Source organism: Rossellomorea sp. FS2, assembly GCF_047915635.1.
Taxonomy (GTDB): domain Bacteria; phylum Bacillota; class Bacilli; order Bacillales; family Bacillaceae_B; genus Rossellomorea; species Rossellomorea marisflavi_A.
In genome coordinates this window covers 1-3,031 of sequence record NZ_JBLRVS010000005.1, presented here as the reverse complement: position 1 = coordinate 3,031, position 3,031 = coordinate 1, and the positions used below count along the sequence as shown (strand labels likewise).

1 rRNA gene is annotated in these 3,031 nt (G+C 52.3%); it reads right to left on the bottom strand.

Annotated elements, in window-relative coordinates:
• Window positions 1-15: 15 nt before the first annotated feature.
• Window positions 16-2,949 (bottom strand): 23S ribosomal RNA (locus tag ACNA6I_RS16500).
• Between the last annotated feature and the right edge of the window lie 82 nt (window positions 2,950-3,031).

Below are 3,031 nucleotides of genomic sequence, written 5' to 3'. Positions count from 1 at the left end.
GCGCCTGCATTACGTTTGGTTAAGTCCTCGATCGATTAGTATCAGTCAGCTCCATGTGTCGCCACACTTCCACCTCTGACCTATCTACCTGATCATCTTTCAGGGATCTTACTCACATAAAGTGATGGGAAATCTCATCTCGAGGGGGGCTTCATGCTTAGATGCTTTCAGCACTTATCCCTTCCGCACATAGCTACCCAGCGATGCCTTTGGCAAGACAACTGGTACACCAGCGGTGCGTCCATCCCGGTCCTCTCGTACTAAGGACAGCTCCTCTCAAATTTCCTGCGCCCACGACGGATAGGGACCGAACTGTCTCACGACGTTCTGAACCCAGCTCGCGTACCGCTTTAATGGGCGAACAGCCCAACCCTTGGGACCGACTACAGCCCCAGGATGCGATGAGCCGACATCGAGGTGCCAAACCTCCCCGTCGATGTGGACTCTTGGGGGAGATAAGCCTGTTATCCCCGGGGTAGCTTTTATCCGTTGAGCGATGGCCCTTCCATGCGGAACCACCGGATCACTAAGCCCGACTTTCGTCCCTGCTCGACTTGTAGGTCTCGCAGTCAAGCTCCCTTGTGCCTTTACACTCTGCGAATGATTTCCAACCATTCTGAGGGAACCTTTGGGCGCCTCCGTTACTCTTTAGGAGGCGACCGCCCCAGTCAAACTGCCCACCTGACACTGTCTCCCACCCCGATAAGGGGCGCGGGTTAGAATGTCAACACAGCCAGGGTAGTATCCCACCGACGCCTCCACCGAAGCTAGCGCTCCGGCTTCCAAGGCTCCTACCTATCCTGTACAAGCTGTGCCAAAATTCAATATCAGGCTACAGTAAAGCTCCACGGGGTCTTTCCGTCCTGTCGCGGGTAACCTGCATCTTCACAGGTACTATAATTTCACCGAGTCTCTCGTTGAGACAGTGCCCAGATCGTTACGCCTTTCGTGCGGGTCGGAACTTACCCGACAAGGAATTTCGCTACCTTAGGACCGTTATAGTTACGGCCGCCGTTTACTGGGGCTTCGATTCGCACCTTCGCTTGCGCTAAGCACTCCTCTTAACCTTCCAGCACCGGGCAGGCGTCAGCCCCTATACTTCGCCTTACGGCTTCGCAGAGACCTGTGTTTTTGCTAAACAGTCGCCTGGGCCTATTCACTGCGGCTCTCTCGGGCTTGCACCCTACCAGAGCACCCCTTCTCCCGAAGTTACGGGGTCATTTTGCCGAGTTCCTTAACGAGAGTTCTCTCGCTCACCTTAGGATTCTCTCCTCGCCTACCTGTGTCGGTTTGCGGTACGGGCACCATCTTCCTCGCTAGAGGCTTTTCTTGGCAGTGTGGAATCAGGAACTTCGCTACTATAATTCGCTCGCTATCACAGCTCAGCCTTCACGATGATGGGATTTGCCTCATCATCAGCCTAACTGCTTAGACGCACATATCCAGCAGTGCGCTTACCCTATCCTCCTGCGTCCCCCCATTGCTCAAATGGAAGAAAGGTGGTACAGGAATATCAACCTGTTGTCCATCGTCTACGCCTATCGGCCTCGACTTAGGTCCCGACTAACCCTGAGCGGACGAGCCTTCCTCAGGAAACCTTAGGCATTCGGTGGATGGGATTCTCACCCATCTTTCGCTACTCATACCGGCATTCTCACTTCTAAGCACTCCACCAGTCCTTACGGTCTAGCTTCGCAGTCCTTAGAACGCTCTCCTACCACTGACACCAAACGGTGTCAATCCACAGCTTCGGTGATACGTTTAGCCCCGGTACATTTTCGGCGCAGAGTCACTCGACCAGTGAGCTATTACGCACTCTTTAAATGGTGGCTGCTTCTAAGCCAACATCCTGGTTGTCTAAGCAACTCCACATCCTTTTCCACTTAACGTATACTTTGGGACCTTAGCTGGTGGTCTGGGCTGTTTCCCTTTCGACTACGGATCTTATCACTCGCAGTCTGACTCCCATGGATAAGTCTTTGGCATTCGGAGTTTGTCTGAATTCGGTAACCCGATGAGGGCCCCTAGTCCAAACAGTGCTCTACCTCCAAGACTCTTACAACATGAGGCTAGCCCTAAAGCTATTTCGGAGAGAACCAGCTATCTCCAGGTTCGATTGGAATTTCTCCGCTACCCACACCTCATCCCCGCACTTTTCAACGTGCGTGGGTTCGGACCTCCATCCAGTGTTACCTGGACTTCATCCTGGACATGGGTAGATCACCTGGTTTCGGGTCTACGACCACATACTCATTCGCCCTATTCAGACTCGCTTTCGCTGCGGCTCCGTCTTCTCGACTTAACCTTGCATGGGATCGTAACTCGCCGGTTCATTCTACAAAAGGCACGCCATCACCCGTTAACGGGCTCTGACTACTTGTAGGCACACGGTTTCAGGTTCTATTTCACTCCCCTTCCGGGGTGCTTTTCACCTTTCCCTCACGGTACTGGTTCACTATCGGTCACTAGGGAGTATTTAGCCTTGGGAGATGGTCCTCCCAGCTTCCGACGGGATTTCACGTGTCCCGCCGTACTCAGGATCCACTCAAGAGGGAACGAAGTTTCGACTACAGGGTTGTTACCTTCTTTGACGAGCCTTTCCAGACTTCTTCGTCTACCCCGTTCCTTTGTAACTCCGTATAGAGTGTCCTACAACCCCAAGAGGCAAGCCTCTTGGTTTGGGCTAATCCCGTTTCGCTCGCCGCTACTCAGGGAATCGCATTTGCTTTCTCTTCCTCCAGGTACTTAGATGTTTCAGTTCCCTGGGTCTGCCTTCCAAGCTCTATGTATTCAAGCAAGGATACTGTTCCATTACGAACAGTGGGTTCCCCCATTCGGAAATCTTCGGATCAGCTCACTTACAGCTCCCCGAAGCATATCGGTGTTAGTCCCGTCCTTCATCGGCTCCTAGTGCCAAGGCATCCACCGTGCGCCCTTATTAACTTAACCGAATTGGTTAAAAACCTAAAATGGCGATACTCGGTAATTTCTTGACTATCAATAAAACTTTATCTAGTTTTCAAAGAACAAT